General features: G+C 43.6%; 15 protein-coding genes. 1 reads left to right on the forward strand and 14 read right to left on the reverse strand.

Features of this window, described 5'->3' with window-relative positions; all coding sequences use genetic code 11:
- The 5 genes from T541_RS19890 to T541_RS0115225 all read right to left on the reverse strand — a co-directional run.
- On the reverse strand, positions 1-284 hold a 284-nt coding region (locus tag T541_RS19890; protein WP_034467505.1), incomplete at its 3' end, for a WXG100 family type VII secretion target.
- Positions 285-480: 196 nt separating this feature from the next.
- A complete protein-coding gene (iolC, locus tag T541_RS0115210) occupies positions 481-1,497 on the reverse strand; it encodes a 5-dehydro-2-deoxygluconokinase (RefSeq protein ID WP_026653497.1) in 1,017 nt (338 codons plus the stop codon).
- A 2-nt stretch (positions 1,498-1,499) separates the two neighbouring features.
- Complete coding sequence (locus tag T541_RS0115215) at positions 1,500-3,173, reverse strand: hypothetical protein (protein ID WP_026653498.1); 1,674 nt, start codon at positions 3,171-3,173, stop codon at positions 1,500-1,502.
- Positions 3,174-3,185: 12 nt separating this feature from the next.
- A complete protein-coding gene (locus T541_RS0115220; RefSeq protein ID WP_026653499.1) occupies positions 3,186-4,154 on the reverse strand; it encodes an ROK family protein in 969 nt (322 codons plus the stop codon).
- A gap of 2 nt (positions 4,155-4,156) precedes the next feature.
- A complete protein-coding gene (locus T541_RS0115225; RefSeq protein WP_026653500.1) occupies positions 4,157-5,248 on the reverse strand; it encodes a glycoside hydrolase family 88/105 protein in 1,092 nt (363 codons plus the stop codon).
- Between the two features lie 77 nt (positions 5,249-5,325).
- On the opposite strand from T541_RS0115225, the gene T541_RS0115230 reads away from it, so the two are divergent.
- Positions 5,326-6,234, forward strand: a complete 909-nt coding sequence (locus T541_RS0115230) for an AraC family transcriptional regulator (RefSeq protein ID WP_026653501.1) — start codon at positions 5,326-5,328, stop codon at positions 6,232-6,234.
- On the opposite strand, the gene T541_RS0115235 is transcribed toward T541_RS0115230, so the two are convergent.
- The 9 genes from T541_RS0115235 to rsmI all read right to left on the reverse strand — a co-directional run bounded on the left by T541_RS0115235 (position 6,231) and on the right by rsmI (position 18,697).
- On the reverse strand, positions 6,231-7,922 hold the full coding sequence (locus T541_RS0115235; protein ID WP_026653502.1) for a CehA/McbA family metallohydrolase: 1,692 nt from the start codon (positions 7,920-7,922) through the stop codon (positions 6,231-6,233). The genes T541_RS0115230 and T541_RS0115235 overlap by 4 nt on opposite strands.
- A gap of 139 nt (positions 7,923-8,061) precedes the next feature.
- Positions 8,062-11,028: an alpha-mannosidase gene (locus tag T541_RS0115240; RefSeq protein WP_051538295.1), complete on the reverse strand. Its 2,967-nt coding sequence runs from the start codon at positions 11,026-11,028 to the stop codon at positions 8,062-8,064.
- Positions 11,029-11,137: 109 nt separating this feature from the next.
- Positions 11,138-11,797, reverse strand: a complete 660-nt coding sequence (locus T541_RS20875; protein WP_051538296.1) for a hypothetical protein — start codon at positions 11,795-11,797, stop codon at positions 11,138-11,140.
- A gap of 14 nt (positions 11,798-11,811) precedes the next feature.
- On the reverse strand, positions 11,812-12,678 hold the full coding sequence (locus T541_RS0115250; RefSeq protein ID WP_026653504.1) for an ROK family protein: 867 nt from the start codon (positions 12,676-12,678) through the stop codon (positions 11,812-11,814).
- Positions 12,679-12,747: 69 nt separating this feature from the next.
- Positions 12,748-13,623, reverse strand: a complete 876-nt coding sequence (hflC, locus tag T541_RS0115255) for a protease modulator HflC (protein ID WP_026653505.1) — start codon at positions 13,621-13,623, stop codon at positions 12,748-12,750.
- Between the two features lie 18 nt (positions 13,624-13,641).
- Positions 13,642-14,592 (reverse strand): FtsH protease activity modulator HflK, encoded by a 951-nt coding sequence (gene hflK / locus T541_RS19900; protein WP_051538297.1) that lies wholly within the window; start codon positions 14,590-14,592, stop codon positions 13,642-13,644.
- A gap of 108 nt (positions 14,593-14,700) precedes the next feature.
- Complete coding sequence (gene pckA / locus T541_RS0115265; protein ID WP_026653506.1) at positions 14,701-16,314, reverse strand: phosphoenolpyruvate carboxykinase (ATP); 1,614 nt, start codon at positions 16,312-16,314, stop codon at positions 14,701-14,703.
- A gap of 209 nt (positions 16,315-16,523) precedes the next feature.
- Positions 16,524-17,822 carry an alpha-galactosidase gene (locus T541_RS0115270; protein ID WP_026653507.1) on the reverse strand — a complete coding sequence of 433 codons (1,299 nt, stop codon included), beginning with the start codon at positions 17,820-17,822 and terminating at the stop codon, positions 16,524-16,526.
- A 23-nt stretch (positions 17,823-17,845) separates the two neighbouring features.
- Complete coding sequence (rsmI, locus tag T541_RS0115275; protein WP_026653508.1) at positions 17,846-18,697, reverse strand: 16S rRNA (cytidine(1402)-2'-O)-methyltransferase; 852 nt, start codon at positions 18,695-18,697, stop codon at positions 17,846-17,848.
- Positions 18,698-18,701 lie beyond the last annotated feature (4 nt).

Raw genomic sequence — 18,701 nt, forward strand, 5'->3', positions numbered from 1 at the left:
GTGTAAGCGTTCTTACCAGAATTAGCTGCGTCAACGTAGCTTGTCTTAACCTGGTCTACCCACTTGTGGATCTTCATAACTTCCTCAGACATCTGAGACATCTTTGATGAGATATCAGCGATGAAGTTTACGCATGCCTCAGCCTCTTCACCTTCCCAGCAATCCTGGAGTGGTCCCTGAAGATTCTTAACGTCTGTTGTAAGCTGATCAAGATCAGTTGCGCCAGCTGAAAGTGTTGAAAGGTATCCCTCAACTTCGCTGACATTCATACCTTTTTGTGCCATTTTATTTTCCTCCGTGTTGAAATTTATGGTTTACACTCTTAACACAGATAAATGCTGCAAAATGTTGCAAAAAAAACATAAATATTTTACCGTTCATCGCCCCCTTTTTTATCGCACACAAAAAGCCAGCACCCCAGATAAATCCTAAGGTGCTGGCCTTATTATTCTCATATGTCTTTTAACAATAATTCGACCATCAATTTCGTGCGATCATTTCGCCATACTTTTCTTTCTCTTCCTTGATGAATGCACGAACTTCCTCAGTGGTTGGAAGCTCCTCTGAACAAGAATGGCTCTTTACCATCATGGATGCCTCTGCGCTGCCAAATTCAAGGCAGTCGATCATCTCCCAGCCTGAGAAAATGCCAAAGAGGAATGCTGATGCATATCCGTCTCCGCCGCCAAAGCCCTTAAGCGCTTCTACAGGGAATGGCTTGATTGAATACTTCTCGCCGTCGCAAGTATAGGCTGTTGATCCATCCTTGCCATGCTTGATAAGAACGATCTTGGCATTCTGTGAGAACCAATAGTTGGCTGTCTCTTCATCGTTCATGCCAGGCTTAATAAGCTTTTGTGTTAAGTCAAATTCTTCTCTTGAACCCATGATGATATCTGCTTCTCTTGCTACCGCTGCATAATAGATAGAGATCTCATCATCGTTATTCCAGTTATAAGCTCTGTAGTCGATATCGAAAATAACTCTTGTGCCATTCTTCTTTGCTAGCATCACTGCCTTAAGAGCGGCCTCTCTTGATGGGCTTGCTGCCAAGGATGTTCCTGATATCAAAAGAGCTTTGCTGTTCTTAATGTACTCTTCGTCGATGTCTTCAACAGAAAGCTGAAGATCTGCGATCTCATTTCTGTACATAAGTATGCTGCTCTCTGTTGGAGAGAGGATCTCTGTGAAGGTAAGACCGATCTTCTCACCGTTCTTGCATCTTGAAATGTGAGAGGTATCAATTCCCTCTTTTTCCATGAAATGAGTTACGAAGTCTCCAAACTGATCGTCTGACACCTTGGCAAAAAAGCCAGCCTTTAAGCCATGTCTTGTTACTCCGATAGAAGTGTTGGCAGGAGATCCGCCCAGGTACTTCTTAAAGGTAGTGCACTCCTCCAAAGGATGGAAGTAATCCACCGGGTTAAAATCCACCGCTATTCTTCCAAGGAAGACGATATCCATTTTTCTGCTATTATCAAACTCTACGTATTTCATAGTTAGTGCCTCTCGAACTGACTTCTCTTATTGCGAATTGTAATTGTGTGATCAAAGCCTGTGTAATCAGTAAAGTAAACAGTTGATGAGCCTGCATTTCTAAGCTCGGAGTCCTCTTTACCCTCCATATATCTGTGGGTTCCAAAGCCAGGGCCAACCACCAATGTATCCTTACTGTTTGAAAGCTCTACATAATCATCCTTAACGGTAAGAGCCTCGTTTCCATACAGGTGTGTAGAAAGATGTCCATTCTCAAGGAATGTAGCTCCTGTAAAGGAGAGCTCGATTCTCCAAGGATCTCCGTCGACACCGCTTGTCTTAACTCTTACGTCAATACCGTCCTTATCCTTAGACTCTGTTACCCACACATCAATGTCCATGTCTGGGCCCATCTTCTTATCTCTCTTGGAGTTATCCATCTCCCACCAGTCGCTGGTGTCAGGTCTTTTATCATCTGTCCATGGAAGGTAGTACCAGCCATGCATTGTCTGGTGAAGGTGAAGTGTTCCATCCTTCTCCTCCATTGTCTCTGCCTTGAAAGCTCTGTGCTCGCAAAAGCTTCCAGCCACCTTCATCTCAAGCTTGATGGAGCCATTGTGGAAGTAAAGGAAATTACTCTTTCCACTCATTAGTGTATAGGTATATCTTCCAGTCTTATTTCTGGAGATTCCAGAATTCTTGTAAAAGACATGATAGTCAGGAGCCTCGTAAATGCTATCGCACTCGATAGTTCTCCACTCTGGATACCACATGAAGTAAATGAGGCAGTCAGGACCGTGCATGTTCTTCTTCTGACAAATGTCGATTATCTTATTGCACATCTCATAGAACTCAGGCACGTTGTGGCGCTGTCCCATGAGCATGTATTCTGTGTAGTAATCTGTAGGATAGTTAAGTCTGTCCTTATCAAATCTTGTGGAGTTAGCAGCAAATACGGAATCGTCTGGCTCCCAGTAATGAAGCATCATCTTAAGGTTCCTTACAGCATACTCCTCGTATTTCTTATCGCCAGTTGCCTCTGACAGGGTGATCATGGCGTCATTATTAACTCTGTTGTAGTTACCTGCGCTCTTCTCGGCAAACTCGCCATCCTCGTTACAATCGATTCCCTCAGCCAGGTACTCGTTGGCACGCTTTACCATTGACTCGTCGCCGTAGATCTTAGCGCACTCCATAAGAGTTGAAGCAATTGCCCATCTGTGGTTAGGAGTATGGAAGCCGCCAGTAACAATACCCTTTGCAGCCTTTTCAATGATGCCGTTCATCACATCAAAGATTTCCTGCTCCTCAGCGATCTTCTTATCGCCAACTACATCTCTTAGGTAAAAGAAAAATGGCATAAGTTTCTTGATCGAAAAGGCGGTATCAGGAGCTGACTTAAAGTTACAGGTAACATAGTCATAAAGTCCGTCCTCATGCTGCATCTTTACTGCAAACTTAAGGCCAAGTCTGATTCTCTCAAGGAGAACCTTGTCATGATAAAGGCATGAATCCTTATTGCAGAAAAGAGCTATCATTGATGCTGTTCTGTAGATTGTGAATTTAGCATCCAGGATGTGATTGTCATCTAAGAATGCTCCCTGATTCTCATTCTGTGAATCCATGATCTGCCGAGCCATGGACTCATATACGAGTTCCTCTGTGTCTTTAAGAATAAACTGATAGTGCTTTTCCATCTCTAACTCCTCTTATTCTCCTAAAAGTGCTGCTCCGATGATTCCTACATCGCCGGCATCCTTGATACCGTGGGCAACTTCTATTCTTGTATTTTTCTTACTGCTTCTGGAATAAACCTTCTCAAGGACCATAGACCTTACATCATCCAGATAGTATTCTGCTGCCCTTGTAATTCCGCCACTAAGGACCAAAACCTCAGGCTGCAATATGTTTATCAGGTTGGTGAGACCCTCCGCCAGATAAATCTCATACTGAGATAATACCTTAAGAGCAAGCTCATCCTTCTCCTTAACTGCTTCAAAGAATTTCTCGCCATCCAGATCGGAGACTTTTCCACAATTTTTCCATAAAAGGGACTTCTTATCCACATCCTTTTCCATGGAATCCACTGCCTGCTCCACTAATGCTGCTGCCGATGCGTAAGTCTCAAAGCATCCTCGTCTTCCGCAGTTGCAGCCCTTATCATCTATGTTGATGGACATGTGTCCAAACTCTGCTGCCGCATAGTTCACGCCACGGATCAGCTTCCCATCAATAATGATTCCGCCACCAATTCCTGTTCCGAGAGTTACCATCATAAAGTTCTTCTCGGTATAGCCTCCGGTTACGTACTCCCCGATGGCTGCTGCGTTGGCGTCGTTATCAAAATATGTCTTTTCACAAAGGGGCTCTCCAAGGGCCTCCTTAAGCCTTGGCAAAAAGGGTTCATCCTCAAAGCCAAGATTGTTGGCGTACATAACCTTTCCAGTATCAAGCTCTGCTGTTCCTGGAACTCCAACTCCTACACAGGCAACGTCGCTTTCACTTATTCCAGTTTCAGAGATTAGCTCTTTTACCCCGGAAGCGATAGCTTCGATCATCTGACCGATCTCTGGGACCTGGCTGGTCTTAATAGATCTTTTACCTATAATGCTGTAGCTGTCGTCCACAACTCCTATGGCTATGTTGGTTCCGCCTACATCAACTCCGATTCTATACATTCTCACACCTTCAATACTTCTAATAAGAATAACATTGCAAGGGCCTGTCCGTATGGCATAGGCTTGATCTCAATCTCTTTGTAGAAATCCTTGGTCTTGCGGCCCATTGGTGTTCCGTAGGATACCTGGTTAACGGTGCCGTCCTCTGCGATATAAGAAAGAACTGGCTTAAGTGCCTTAAGAGCCACATCTTTGTACTTCTCGTCGATAAGGCCCATTCGAACTGCCTTCAGGATTCCATAAGCAAATCCACAGGTAGCGCTGGTCTCAACGTAGGATGTTGGATCATCCACGAGAGTATGCCACATGCCTGATTCATCCTGGTATTTCTCAAGGGCTTCCACCTGCTTTTTAAGGGCTTCCACCAGGAACTTCCTGTCAGCTCCCTGAACATCAGCTACAGACAGGTACTCAGGAACAGCCATTGTAAACCAGCAGTTTCCTCTTCCCCAAAGTGCCTCTGCGAAGTTGTTCTTCTCAAGGAAGGTCCAGCCGTGGAACAAAAGACCTGTCTTATGATCCACCAGGTACTTGATGTGAAGAAGGAACTGGTATCTTGCTTCCATTCTATACTCATCATTATCTAATATTTCACCCATACTTGCCAGGAACATTACTGTCATGAACAGTGTATCATCCCAAAGTTCCTGCTCGTTCTCAGTATCAGAGGTTCTGTGCTGAAGGCCGCCCTCCTCTGTTCTTGCAAAGTCGTGCATGATGGCTTCTGCCCACTCCTTGCAGACATCCATGTACCTGGAATTCTCTCCCTCTTTTAACAGAAAGGAAAGTGTAAGCATTGGAGCCACTGTATTGATATTCTTAGCTGGAAGTCCCAGAGACACTTCTTTTTCATAGTATTTCTCAAGGGTCTCCAGATAATCCTTATTTCCTGTTTCCTCGAAAAGCTGCAAGATGCCGTAAAGGCCAACTCCCTGAGTCCACTCCCAGTGCTGATATCTGGAAATATCATCCCCCGCCAGATTCTTGGACTTCATGTTCTCTAAGAATTTTTCATCGTCTTCATAGAGAAACTTCTGGAAGCTATCTGCCAGAATCTCCAGAGTTTTTCTAATTTCGTCTTTGTTAACTACCATTTGCTACTTCTCCCTATTTCTGTTAACATATTCATGCAACTTTTCTAAATTTGTATTTTGCTTAAAAGGATGCGCCAATGCTTATAAATGACAGCATTTTTTATGAAGATAATCACTATATAATCATTAACAACATTCCCAATAATACTTTTTACTATATCGATTATGATAAGAGGGATGCTTCCATTAACATGGAATTCCAGCATCTCCATCCTTACTACGAGATAATGATTCTTTTATCTCCTAATGCAACTCACCTTATCGAAGGTGTTCCTTACAATATTCACCTTGGTGATATCGTTCTGCTTAACCCATCTGTCATGCACAAGACTGTTTATTACAAGGGCGAGCCCTCAAAGCGTATCATCATTGATTTCATGTATCCTTTTGATAAGCCAGAATCCGCTGATGCCTACAAGGCACTTTTAGAGCCCTTTAACAAGGAGCTTCCAATCTACAGATTCGAGCTTGAGGATCGCAAGAAGCTGACGGATATTCTCAACAGCCTGTTTGTCTTTTCCAAGAATCATCAGTACTACGGCAATCCCGTTGATGAATTCTATATTCACAACAAGTTCCAGGAGTTCCTGTATCAGTTATATGAGCTCAAGGATAAGAACATTTACACAGACGAGAATTCCTACAACGCCATTGAGCAGAAGATGTACGAGATTTCCTCCTATATCCATGCTCACTACAATGAGGACATTTCCCTTAATACGCTTTCGGATTCCTTCTTTATCAGTCCAAGCTATCTTTCCCGTGAGTTTAAGCAGGTGACAGGCTTTAATCTTTCCAATTACATTCAGCTTACCAGAATCAAGAATGCCCAGTACAAGCTGACTGCCACCTCCGAGAAGATATCTTCCATTGCTACAGATTGCGGATTTACTTCCTTCTCTCAGTTCAACAGGATCTTCAACAAGATCACCGGAACATCTCCAAGAGAGTACCGTAAGAACTCCGCCGGTAGTAATAAGGCTTAACCTACGATTACCGGATTGGTGATTGCCATGTTGGTACAATCATCTGCCACTTCAAAGTAAATATATTTATTGCCACCTGCGGTTTCTGTGACCTTCATACTGTAGTCATAGAAGCCGTTTTTCTTATCTGCCTGTAAAAAGAGCTCTCTAATAAGGCCATTCTCTCCATAGATCCTCAAGGTCTTAAGTTCTCTGTTGGACAGAATCTTAAGGTCTATATCAAGATCATTGTCACTATGCTGTGTGTCTGTCTTACCAGGAAGTCTTCCGTTTACCTTAGGAATGATGATAGGTCCGTCTGTTAAGAAGCTATGTCCATTTCGTAGTGCATCAAGGACTTTGCTCTGGTCTGGTTCCCCATTAACTTTGATGTAAGTTCTAACGCCGCCGCTGGTAAGATTGGTCTCTGCCCATTTCTCAAGTATTGGCAAAAGGTCTTCGCAGATCTTAAGGAAAACATAGACCTCATCTGCATATTCCCTGGACAGCTCATCCTTGTGACTTGCGATTATGTCCCTGGTATCCAGCATTTCATCCAGCAGAATGTGATAATCATCTGCTGCGATGTTGTGGGTGTCGCTTCCTGTTGTTGCCGGGAAGAACTCGCCCTTCTTAAGGCATCTTATCCACAGGTCTCTTGCTCTGTCATTGGTGCTTCCAGCCATCATTGGATTGGAGCCATTCCAGATCTCCATGGTCTCAAAGATATGAAGCAGGTCTTCAAACTTAGGATTCCAGGAAATGGAAACCTGAAGGTCTCTTGGATGGTTGATCTGGGGAAGTCCTCCCTCTTTTCTGATCTCATCGGTAACTCTGACAAACTCTCCCCTTAAGTACTCATCTGTCCTGTCTTTATCCTCAGGAATCTTGTAGATGACGTCCTTTTCTACTCCCAGTGCCATGACATGCCCATTTGATGTGGATATCTCTTTTGACACAACCGGAGTGAACTCAGAGGACTTAAGTGCTCTCCACAGATCATGATTAAGAGTATTATGATGGTCCGACAAAGCACCATAGGAAAGTCCCATGGCCATCATGGAATTTGCAACCTCTGAAGGTGATTCAACCACATCGTCATCCCCTCTAAACACTGGGCTTGAGTAGATGCAGTGGTGATGCAGATCTCCAGCGATCCATCCTTCCCTGGCAAGGTCCACAAAGTGATTCAGGTCGTATCTCTTCGTAAGTGTCGTGTCCTTGCGAATCTGAATCGCGTCAGTAATTATCTCGTATTCACTTCCCTTGGAAATCTCAACGACGTAGTCCCCTACAGAAAGGCGTCTTGATAGGCATCCATCAAAGCCTGTCATATCGCGGATCATAGTGATCTGCCCGTTTACTCTGTCGAAGTTCTCAAGGCTTTCCCCTTCAAGAAGCTTAAAGAACTTAACCTGCGCAGGCGTTCCCTTGTCACCGCAGACAGTCTCGATATATACATTTCCTAAATCCCCGTGTGGATCTGCAATTCCATTTCCATGAAATCTGTTTCTCTGGTTGCTACCAGGTCTATCCACAGGATTGACGCGCTTTGCAATATCGGTTCCATAGTTATCAACAGCCGCTCTTACGAGCTTATAAAGTCTGTCAGCATCCATCTCATCCACAGCCTTATCGCTAATGCCATTCTGAGCGTTCTGACCCTGAAGCAAGCCTATTGCAATTGATAAAAACTTTGTCTCCTTCATCTCTGCTCCTAATAAAAAATGTATGACATAAGGTCCACACACATTATTAGACCTTACATCATACATTTTATTTTCATAGCGTTGCATAATCTACGCGGTTTTTATGTCTTATTGGTAAAAACATTGCATTTTTTGTTTATTATTCTATTGCAATTCTTATTGTCTTGATCTCAAAGGGCTTTATGTCAAACGCAGCCTCTCTGCTATCCCTGTTAAAAGAAATCTCTCCATCATCTGTAGGATTCTCAAGAAGATCACAGAAGTAAACGCCCTCAATGTCCTTAGAAACGCCAGTCAAAAGCTTTGCTTTTACCTTATGCTCTTTTCCATAGCCCTCATACATTCTCACAATAATATCTTCGCCGTCTTCAGAAAGCTTGACCGCCTCAAGGAAAACGCCCTTGGAATCTATGAGTTCAATGATTGCATTTCTTGCTTTTAAGTAGGTAGTGTAGTCAAAGAGATGGCTCTCGTAGTTGAGTTTATAGGCCTCTTCGATAACTCCGCCCTCGTCAAAGCTTCCCTTGTGTGGATAAAGAGAATAGGTGAAGTCCGCTGGTCCGTTATCCGCATTAGGATTAGGGAAGATGCCTGACTTAAGAAGGGTAAGCCTCATCAGATTCTCCTTGGCATCATAGCCATATTTGCAATCATTGAGGATTGCCACGCCGTAGCTTCCATCCTCACAAGTCATGTCGATCCACTTATGGGCGCAGCACTCGAACTTGGCCTTGTCCCACTTATTCTCTCTTACGACATTTCTTGTTAGATGACCATACTGAATCTCACAGTTAATGGTCTTGGCATCCACATCCACAGGGAAAGCTGCCTTTAACAGAATCTGGTGCTCATGCCAGTCCACGTGGGTCTTGAAGTCGATTCTCTTACTATCCTCATAGAACAGGATTCTCTGCTCGATAATAGAATCTCTAAATTTCCTCTTCACCAGAATGCTATCACTGTTAATTGAAAGCTCCTGAAGGTCAGTTATATCGTAGAATTCATCCTCAAAGTCGGCATCGATATTCCAGCAGTCGTATTCCTTAGGCACATCCTTAAAGGCAATAAGTCTATTTAATGGCTCTGCACCCTGGTGCCTTAACTCCCTTGCAAGCTCCTTGTCATAAAGGCTTACTATCTCGCCCTTTTCATCTATGATTACCTTGTAATACTTTGTCTCAAAGACATGGCTGCTGCCGTCTTTAGTATCTGTTATGTGAGAAATCTTCTCAGTTTCTCCAGCACCCTCACTTCCATCTGGTAAAAGAGCTTTCGCCTTACTAAACAGCTCTTTATACTGCTCATCAGAATCCTGGTAAACCTCTTCAATAGAGGAACCTGGCAGAATGTCATGGAACTGATTCAGCATCACTGTCTTCCACATTTCATTGATTGTGTCTCTATCGTAGCTCGCACCCTTTGTAAGGAAGTCGAAGACCTTTCTGGTCTCAAGCTCTGACATTACAAACTCGGCTTTTCTGTTGTTCTTCTTGTTCTTACCGATAGATGTATAGGTTCCACGGTGGAATTCAAGATAAAGCTCTCCCTCCCAGACAGGAACCTGGTCTTCCCTGGACTTAACTGTCTCATGAAGGTTATCAAAGAACTGTTTAACAGTGGTCTTCCTGGTTACAGGACACATAGGAAGTCCCAGTTCCATGCGCTTATCCATCTCCAGCATTTCCCAGGTTGTTCCGCCGCCGCCATCACCAAAGCCATACACTGTCAGAAGTTCATTAGTAATGTCTTTTTCCCTGAAGGCTCTGTGGGTTCCCATGATCTGTGAAGCATTCTGCCTTCCGTTGTAGGTGTAGTTAAGGATCTTGTTATCTTCCTTCATGGCTTCGTCTGCCTTAGGATAATCGCAGGTTGTGATTATGTAGGACAGGACCTTGCTTCCATCGATTCCCTTAAAGAAGAACAGGTCGTAGGGGAATCTGTTGGTGTCGTTCCAGGCAAGCTTGGTTGTCATGAAGGACTTGATACCGCTCTTTTTAAGGATCTGTGGCATTGCTGCGCTATAGCCAAACACGTCCGGAAGCCACAATATTGTTGAATCCACATTGAAGGTGTCCTTGAAATATCTTTTTCCATAAAGGATCTGCCTTACCAGGGATTCTCCGCTTGTAAGGTTGCAGTCCGCCTCAAGCCACATGCCGCCCTCTGGCTCGAACTTTCCCTTCTTAACTTTTTCTTTTATCTCTTCAAAGAGCTCTGGCTCTTCTTCTCTTACAAACTCGTACATCTGAGGTGTGCTGGACATGAAGATATAATCAGGGTACTTCCTCATAAGCTCCATAACTGTGGAAAAGCTTCTGATGACCTTCTCTTTAGTCTGTCTTATCTGCCACTTCCAGGCCACGTCGATGTGGGTATGACCAACGCTGTCTACGGTGATGTCGCTTAAATCCTTACCATACAGCTCTTTTCTCAGGTATTCTGAGGCCTCTGTGTAATCCGCAAACTCTGTGATGGCCTTGGTCAGGTGCTTTTCGATAAAAAGAGCTTTCTCTTCATCGTAATCTCCTGTAGCAATGAGGCTTTCCAGAATCTCAAGAGGAACAAGAAGGTCGAAATAAAGGTTCTGAGCCTGTTCGTTTCTTGTAGCGATCTCCATCTCCAGGTTGTTTGTGTTGTCCGCCCAGTTGGAATATGCATAGATTGCTATATCCACCAGGGTATCTCTTCCCTTTTCCCAGTCCTCTTTTTCAAAGATAGTGAGGCTGTTGTGGTTCATGTCCATGCCACAGCGCCTTACTCCGTCGATGTAGATAAGCATCTGTGGGTTATCAGTATTCCAGATATCATCTGCGCCAGTGGAAAGGAAGAACAGAACCTCCTTGCCTCTAAAGCTCTCTGGAATCTGGACCTTGAGCCTAATATTAAAATGGGTATCTCTCTCACCCCAGGTATCTCCATAGTTGTGAATATCCCAGTCCTTGGGATCCTCAAATAATGTGTGCCTGCTGTTATAAGGGATTTTCTTGATCCTGATGCCATCACTGGTCATCACCTTGTCCACGGACACTTTGTCTTTAAAGATCTCGCCATAGAGATTGTCTGTAAACTCCCGTATTTTCTGAACGTTTGCCTCTAAATTACCCATTGCTATACCTTCCCCGATTTAGAATTGATAATCCAAATAAATATGATGATAAATTTTAGCAGATAATAATATGGCTAGTAAATCCATAAATAGATCACTAGCCATCCTTTTACTTGAAAATCTTATTAAGTTGTATCTGAATATACTCAGGAATTTTACCCTGCAGTTCCTCCCAAGGCATGTAGTCCACGTCATCAAAGATAGTCTGAACAAATCTCATGGCTGGGGTAAACTTAAACTGCTTCTTGATATACTCTTTTACCCTCTTATTCTCATCCTCTGTAATGTGAATGTCAGTAAGGTAGCGCTCTGGCGCATCCAGCCCATTTATGCCTGCCAGTCTGTCACAGGCTTCGAAAAGCTCTGTGTAGAGATACATAAGCTTAGGGTCTGACAGCATGGCGTGCTTACCTGGCTGTGAGTACATAACCACCTTGTTGTCCTTATGTCCTGATAGCCCAGGAACAAAGGCGTTAAGGAATCTTCCGTGGTAACTTCCCTCTGCTCCTACAACATTTCCGTAGCCATCGATGTAAACCCAGATGTGCTCAAGGTCATACAGATGCTGGATGTCGTAGTCCAGATAGTAGGCAAATTCTATTACTGCCTTTGTGCCCTTAACATTCTGAAAGTCAAAGGTCCTGTTAAAAGAAAGGCTCTTAGACTTATCCTCTTCATAAACAGCATAGCCCACTCTCTTTATCTGAATTGGCTCGTTGGCGTCCATGTAAACTATTGGTGCATATTTAAGTATTTCTTCTCTAGTCATTCATTTCTCCGTCATTAAACAGCATCAATTGCCAGCTTAACTGCTCCCATGATTCCCTGGTCGTCATTAAGGCTTGCAGGTACAATGTATTCGTCGATGTTGTCTATTTCTTTTGTATTGATATAGCCGTTAAGCTGCTCCACAACCTTCTTTCTGATAAGTGGGAAGAGCTGCATCTGGTGCATAACTCCGCCGCCCAGGATGATGATCTTAGGACTAAGGGTCAGAATGTAGGTTGCAAGGGCCTGGGCGATGTAGAAGCTCTCAAGCTCCCATACTTCGTCGTTATCGGCAAGCTCAACAGCTTTTTTGCCCCAGCGCTTTTCGATGGCTGGTCCTGCTGCCAGTCCTTCAAAGCATGTTCCGTGGTAAGGGCATACTCCCTCAAATGGATCGTTCTCAGCCTTGGCAAGTCTCATGTGACCAAGCTCTGGATGAAGCATTCCGTGAAGGAGCTGACCATTTGTCATAACTCCGCCGCCTATACCTGTTCCAATTGTCAGGTAAATGGCATCGCTAAGTCCCTTAGCGCATCCCCAGGTAATCTCACCAAGGAGTGAACCGTTTACGTCTGTATCAAATCCAACTGGCACACCAAGAGCATCCTTGAAGGCTCCTACGATGTTGTAGTTCTTCCAGGCAAGCTTAGGTGTTGAAGTGATATATCCGTAAGTCTTTGAATTCTTATCAAGATCTATTGGTCCAAAGCAAGCTATTCCAAGGGCCTTGATCTCTTTTCCCTTAAAGAAATCTATCATAAGAGGCATTGTCTCCTCTGGGGTCTTGGTTGGGAAGGTGGCTCTTTCTAAGATCTCACCATTCTCATTTCCAATAACGCAGATCATCTTGGTTCCGCCTGCTTCAAGTCCTCCGTATAACATGTTGTATCTCCTTCGTTGTTAAGATTTTTTATTTAGTTCTTTTCCCTGGGGTTCTGCCAAGGTTACGTATTAGTAGATTCCGTAAAGAAGTCGTGCAAGCTCTGAGTCCTTATCAAGGATAAAGGTCTTATCCCCTGTAGAAAGAGCTTTCTCAAAGGCTTCCAGCTCTCTCATGAAGTTATAAAACTCTGCCTTTTCTGGAGTGTTGTAGGCTTCAGAGAGGATCTTCATATATTCTGCTTCGCCTTCACCTTCGAGCTGAGCTGCAGTCTTCTCTGCATCTGCTGTAAGGATAGCCACTTTCTTGTCAGTCTCGTTCTTGATCTTCTGAGCCTCTGCAGCACCTTCTGCCTCGTAGGATGCAGCGATGTTGTTACGCTCTGAGATCATTCTGTCATAAACAGCTGCTCTGTTGTCATCAGGAAGATCAAGGGATTTGATCTCAGCTGTTACGATCTCGATACCATAGCCGCCCATATCTGAGTTGGCATTTTGTGTAATAAGTGTTGTAAGGGCTTCACCTCTTGACTCGATAACTTCGTCCTGTGTCATTGATGAGATTGCAGTCTTTGTTGCATTATAAACTGCTGCCTCAATTCTCTCCTGAGCTCTTCCATCAAGGGCGTTCAGTGTCTGAATATATTTAACAGGATCTGTAACCCTCCAAAGGACATAAGTATCTGTGATCATAGACTTCTTATCCTTTGTGATAACGTCTGACTGAGGAATGTCGTAGAGCTTAGTCTCTGCGCTGATTCTCTGAATTGTCTGAACAAAAGGTGTAACGATCTTGAGACCTGGCTCATTCTCAACTCTTACGATCTTACCGAACTGTCTTACTGCCACATACTCTTTTTGATGAACTGTAAAAAGAGAATTGCCTATTACTATAAAAAGTGCAATTGCAATAACTGCAATCAATCCTTTAACAAAATTGTTTTTCATATCAAATACCTCTCTGTCTTAGTTGTCGCCATCTGATGAAGAACCAGAAAAGCTGTCTAGTGGTAACATCTGCTGGGTGTTTCCGTCTGTAATGATGACCTTTGCACCTGGGAGAACATTTTCCAATGCTTCATAGAAAAGTCTCTGCTTGGTTATAAGAGGGTATTTGCTATATTCCTCGTAAATACTGTTGAACTTGGATGCTTCACCTTCTGCCTCTGCAATTCTTGCTTCCTTGGCAGCCTGTGCATTCTGAACGATTCTGTCTGCCTCAGCCTCTGCTGCTGGGATCTGCTCGCTTTCGTATTTCTTAGCGTTGTTAATAGCTGTCTCTTTTCCCTGCTTAGCTGTCTCAACTGCTTTGAAGGCCTGCTTGATCTCATCTGTTGGTGGCTCAGCATCCTGAACTGTAAGGTTAACAACTGTAAGTCCTACGTTCTGCTCTGTAAGGGCCTTAGTAAGTCTTTCCTTAGCTTCAGCCTGAATCTGACCCTTAGCTGTCGTGATAACTTCATCTACAGGATAGTCAATTACTGTAGATCTGATGCTTGCCAGAGCGATGTTCTTCATGATCATCTCTGGATCATCTGTATTGTAGATATATGCGATTGGATCGCTTACCTTGTACTCCAGATAGAAATCGATATCTACAAAGTTAAAGTCGGATGTGATCATGATTCCTTCATCATCCACTGTTATGTTCTGGCCATTTCCATCGACCTTGTAGCCAATGCCGATGCCATGGGTTGTCATATCAACCATGTGCACTCTCTGGATAAATGGGATCTTGAAGTAAAGACCAGCTGAGTTTGTAGCAACTACTTTACCGAACTGTGTTACTACAGCCTGCTCCTGCTCACTTACGTTATAAAAAGATCCGAAGATTACAAGTAAAAGAAAGATTCCGGCAACTGCGAGAAGAATCTTTTTTCCCACGTTTTTTGGTTTGAATTTCACAATTTTTTCCATAATTTACCTCCGTTTTGAACTTCTATTTATTTTACTACATAAGTAAAAGGGATGACACCCTTTATTGGATGTCATCCCCTATAATTACTTATTTAAGTTTCGATAGAATCAAAGCTTTGGGCCTGCTGATACAAGTGCCTTACCAGCTTCGTTTCCTTCGTACTTCTTGAAGTTCTTTGTGAATCTCTCTGCAAGATCCTTAGCCTTTGTCTCCCACTCAGAAGCATCAGCGTATGTATCTCTAGGATCAAGGATTGCAGGATCAACTCCTGGAAGTGATGTAGGAACTTCGAAATCGAAGATAGGAATCTTCTTTGTCTCAGCCTTGTTTACATCGCCATTAAGGATTGCATCGATGATTCCACGTGTATCCTTAATAGAAATTCTCTTACCAGTTCCGTTCCAACCTGTGTTAACGAGGTAAGCCTTAGCTCCAGACTTCTGCATCTTCTTAACAAGCTCCTGAGCGTACTTTGTAGGATGAAGCTCAAGGAATGCCTGACCGAAGCAAGCTGAGAATGTAGGTGTAGGCTCTGTGATTCCTCTCTCTGTTCCAGCAAGCTTAGCTGTGAAACCTGAAAGGAAGTAGTACTGTGTCTGCTCTGGTGTAAGGATTGATACTGGAGGAAGTACTCCGAACGCATCAGCTGAAAGGAAGATAACGTTCTTAGCATCAGGACCTGCAGATACAGGGTTAACCTTCTGAACTATGTTCTCGATGTGGTTGATAGGATATGATACACGAGTATTCTCTGTAACGCTCTTATCATCAAAGTCGATCTTACCGTCAGCAGCTACTGTTACGTTCTCAAGAAGAGCGTCTCTTCTGATAGCGTTGTAGATATCTGGCTCAGACTCTTTGTCAAGGCCGATAACCTTAGCATAGCAACCACTTTCGAAGTTGAATACGCCGTTGTCGTCCCAACCGTGCTCGTCATCACCGATAAGAAGTCTCTTAGGATCTGTTGAAAGAGTTGTCTTACCTGTTCCTGAAAGGCCGAAGAATACTGCTGTATTCTTACCTTCCATATCTGTGTTAGCTGAGCAGTGCATTGAAGCCATGCCCTTAAGTGGAAGGTAGTAGTTCATCATAGAGAACATACCCTTCTTCATCTCTCCGCCGTACCATGTGTTGATGATAACCTGCTCACGAGATGTGATGTTGAATGCTACGCAAGTCTCAGAGTTAAGTCCGAGCTCCTTGTAGTTCTCAACCTTAGCCTTTGATGCGTTGTAAACAACGAAATCTGGCTTGAAATCAGCAAGTTCAGCGTCTGTAGGCTGAATGAACATATTCTTAATGAAGTGAGCCTGCCAAGCAACCTCAACGATGAAACGAACTGCCATACGAGAATCCTTGTTAGCACCGCAGAAAGCGTCAACAACGAAAAGTCTCTTGTTGCAAAGCTCGTTCTTAGCAAGTTCTTTAACCTTTGCCCAAACTTCTTCGCTCATTGGGTGGTTATCGTTCTTGTACTCGTCAGTTGTCCACCATACAGTATCCTTTGAGTTAGCGTCCATAACGATGTACTTATCTTTAGGAGAACGACCTGTGTAGATACCTGTCATAACGTTTACAGCACCAAGCTCTGTATCAACGCCCTTCTCATATCCAGTAAGATCTGACTTCTTCTCCTCTTCATAAAGTAACTCGTATGAAGGGTTATAAACTATCTCAGTTGTACCTGTGATGCCATACTGGCTTAAATCGATGTTTGCCATATTTCTGACCTCTCTTCTTTATAATTTTTTTGTCACAAATTATCTGAATTGCGTTAACAATTTCAGAAATTTGTTATGTCACTTATGAAATTTATGTCAAAGTGCGACCATCACTTCATTTATACTACAAAGTCAAGCTTTTAACAACATTTTTGGAGGAATTTATATATTAAATTACTGTAAATTCCTATAATTGTCGCTTATTTTTCTCATCTGATTTCGTAACATACCACGGTATGCGGTTTCAGTGAAACTTCGTCCTTGTCATGTAAAAGAACTGTCTCTCCAGTCCAAATCTCTGTGGCTGTAAACTCTTTGTCCTTATCAAGGTCAAGGTCCTTGAATTTAAGCTTTGCCTTATTCTTGTCCTCTCCGATGTTGAAAAGAGCTACGTAGATTCCGCCGTCCTTAGTCTGGCTCCTCCAGATTACAACGTCGTCCTTTCTTGAAATCTCTTTTGCCTTTCTTCCATCATGATGCATCTTAAGAAGTCTCTTATTGGTAAGAAGGCTGTTGGTGAACTCATCGTTATCTCTCATCTCACCGCCAAACATAAGTGGTGATCTAAAGATACACCAAAGGGTCATGAGCATTTTCTGCTCATCCTGAGTGAACTTGGTATATCTGTCTGAGTTATTACCGCCTGCTCCGCAAATAGCCAGGTGTCCCAAAGGAAGCATGTCGCAATCTGGCCAGTGGTCCTTGCATCCGATTCCTTCCCAGGCGTGGCATCTTTCAAACATTCCATAAAGAAGCTGCCAGCTATCCCAGAAGTCATCAGTCATTCTCCACATGTTGGCGTTCTCTAAAAGGAAGTCCTTCTGGTCAACTCTTGCTGGTCCTGGAGAAAGGCTAAGAACCATCTTTCTTCCGCTTTCAGCGATAGCTCTTTTGATCATAGCGATCTCAGAAAAGGCTGCCCCTGGTGCCTCCGGGCCACAGTCCTCTCTTGCGATATCATCAACCTTAACGTAATCAACGCCCCACTCAGCGTACATCTTGAATATAGAGTTGTAGTACTCCTGTGCGCCTTCACAGTTGGCATCTACGCCGTACATATCTGTATTCCATAGGCAGATTGATGCTGGATGTGCTACATCTCTTGCTGTGGCTGTTGTTCCGAGAATTTTAGTATTTTTGTGGACGGCCTGTCTTGGGATTCCACGCATGATGTGAATTCCAAACTTAAGGCCCATGTCATGGATCTGCTGCGCGATTGGTCCAAATCCCTTTCCGCCTGCAGAAGATGGGAATCTGTTTACAGCTGGAATAAGTCTAGAATACTCATCCATTTCGAGATCTGTAAACTTATGATATTCGTGGGATGCAGCCTGTGGCTCATACCACTGGATGTCGCACACAATGTACTTCCATCCATATTCCTTCAGGTTCTCTGCCATATACTTGGCATTTCCCAAAAGCTGTTCCTCATTAACTGTTGCTCCGTAGCAATCCCAGCTGTTCCATCCCATTGGTGGCTGCTTTGCTACATATTCTGTCTCGCCCATAAGTGTACCCCCGTTGTGTAGTGTTATTTATCTTCAAGTAGTGCCTGATAGATTTCTCTTTTACCGACTCCCCTGTCGGCTGCCACCTTCTTCATGGCCTCTTTATGCGGAACTCCGGCGTCCTCGTAGAATTTCATGTGCTCTTCGATGGACATTTCCTGCCAGGCAAGTCTCTTTTCCTCGTCCTGTTCGTCAAGGCTCTTTCCCTCTATAACAAGGACATATTCGCCTCTTGGATCATTATCCTTGTAAAAAGAAATAGCCTGTGCAATTGTTGTTGGTGTTACCTCTTCAAATTTCTTTGTCAGTTCTCTGCAGATGGATATCTTCCTGTCTCCAAGGGCTTCATAAATATCATCAAGAGTTCCCTTAAGGTGGTGAGGAGCTTCGTACATTATTATGGTTCTGCTCTCATTCTTAAGGTTTTCAAGGATTCTTTTTCTCTGCTTCTTATCCTCTAAGGATGGCAAGAAGCCTTCAAAGCAGAATCTTCTTGTGCTAAGTCCTGAAAGTGTAAGGGCTGTAATGCAGGCTGCTGGGCCAGGAAGTGATGTTACCTTGATTCCAGCCTTATGGCACTCTGCCACCAACACTTCGCCCGGATCAGAAATCGCCGGTGTTCCTGCATCAGTAATAAGGGCAACATTTGTGCCCTCCATCATTTTCTCAATCAGCCACTTAGCCTTATCATACTTGTTGTACTCATGATAACTGGTCATTTCAGTGTGAATATCGAAATGATTAAGTAGCTTTATGCTGTTTCTTGTGTCCTCCGCAGCAATCAGATCCACGCTCTTTAGTGTCTCAAGGACTCTAAAGGTCATGTCATCCAAATTGCCTATTGGAGTTGCACATAAATACAGGATTCCTGCCATTCTA

Source organism: Butyrivibrio proteoclasticus P6B7, assembly GCF_000622085.1.
GTDB classification, from domain to species: domain Bacteria; phylum Bacillota; class Clostridia; order Lachnospirales; family Lachnospiraceae; genus Butyrivibrio; species Butyrivibrio proteoclasticus_A.

Excerpts from the sequence above, each read along its gene's own strand:
- iolC (WP_026653497.1), bottom strand. The coding sequence starts at position 1,497 with ATGAAATACGTAGAGTTTGATAATAGCAGAAAAATGGATATCGTCTTC.
- T541_RS0115215 (WP_026653498.1), bottom strand. The coding sequence starts at position 3,173 with ATGGAAAAGCACTATCAGTTTATTCTTAAAGACACAGAGGAACTCGTA.
- hflC (WP_026653505.1), bottom strand. The coding sequence starts at position 13,623 with ATGAAAAACAATTTTGTTAAAGGATTGATTGCAGTTATTGCAATTGCA.
- T541_RS0115250 (WP_026653504.1), bottom strand. The coding sequence starts at position 12,678 with ATGTTATACGGAGGACTTGAAGCAGGCGGAACCAAGATGATCTGCGTT.
- T541_RS0115230 (WP_026653501.1), top strand. The coding sequence starts at position 5,326 with ATGCTTATAAATGACAGCATTTTTTATGAAGATAATCACTATATAATC.
- T541_RS0115240 (WP_051538295.1), bottom strand. The coding sequence starts at position 11,028 with ATGGGTAATTTAGAGGCAAACGTTCAGAAAATACGGGAGTTTACAGAC.
- T541_RS0115225 (WP_026653500.1), bottom strand. The coding sequence starts at position 5,248 with ATGGTAGTTAACAAAGACGAAATTAGAAAAACTCTGGAGATTCTGGCA.
- T541_RS0115220 (WP_026653499.1), bottom strand. The coding sequence starts at position 4,154 with ATGTATAGAATCGGAGTTGATGTAGGCGGAACCAACATAGCCATAGGA.
- T541_RS20875 (WP_051538296.1), bottom strand. The coding sequence starts at position 11,797 with ATGACTAGAGAAGAAATACTTAAATATGCACCAATAGTTTACATGGAC.
- T541_RS0115235 (WP_026653502.1), bottom strand. The coding sequence starts at position 7,922 with ATGAAGGAGACAAAGTTTTTATCAATTGCAATAGGCTTGCTTCAGGGT.
- T541_RS0115270 (WP_026653507.1), bottom strand. The coding sequence starts at position 17,822 with ATGGGCGAGACAGAATATGTAGCAAAGCAGCCACCAATGGGATGGAAC.
- pckA (WP_026653506.1), bottom strand. The coding sequence starts at position 16,314 with ATGGCAAACATCGATTTAAGCCAGTATGGCATCACAGGTACAACTGAG.
- rsmI (WP_026653508.1), bottom strand. The coding sequence starts at position 18,697 with ATGGCAGGAATCCTGTATTTATGTGCAACTCCAATAGGCAATTTGGAT.
- hflK (WP_051538297.1), bottom strand. The coding sequence starts at position 14,592 with ATGGAAAAAATTGTGAAATTCAAACCAAAAAACGTGGGAAAAAAGATT.